Source organism: Mesorhizobium sp. M4B.F.Ca.ET.143.01.1.1 (assembly GCF_004792275.1).
In the GTDB taxonomy this organism is placed as follows: Bacteria; Pseudomonadota; Alphaproteobacteria; order Rhizobiales; family Rhizobiaceae; genus Mesorhizobium; species Mesorhizobium abyssinicae.
In genome coordinates this window covers 1-345 of the sequence record NZ_SRSR01000186.1, presented here as the reverse complement: position 1 = coordinate 345, position 345 = coordinate 1, and the positions used below count along the sequence as shown (strand labels likewise).

At 60.6% G+C, this 345-nt stretch carries 1 protein-coding gene; it reads right to left on the bottom strand.

What is annotated here, in order from left to right; genetic code table 11:
* Nucleotides 1-190: 190 nt before the first annotated feature.
* Nucleotides 191-345 (bottom strand): 30S ribosomal protein S20 (rpsT, locus tag EN786_RS36550; RefSeq protein WP_135910118.1); only part of this gene is annotated, 155 nt, incomplete at its 5' end.

Sequence of the window (345 nt, the reverse complement as noted above, 5' to 3'; positions counted from 1 at the left end):
ATTCAGGCAGGTGCCGCGTGGGAGGCGCGCAGATATAAGCGGCGCTGTATATGCCGGCAAAACAATAGCGGCATTGGAATCGCCTAACAAGTGCAGCCTGTGAGCAAACTTTTTAAGTACTTGCCGGCAAACGAAAAAACCCGGCCTGTACGGCCGGGTTCAGTATCGATGGAGTGAAAGTGGAAGACGGTCAGGCCGACAGCGTCTTGACCCGCTGCGCCAACCGCGAAACCTTGCGGGAGGCCGTGTTCTTGTGAACGACACCCTTGGTGGCGGCGCGCATCAATTCCGGCTCGGCCGCCTTGAAGGCTTCGACCGCCGCGGCCTTGTCGCCGGCGGCCAGCG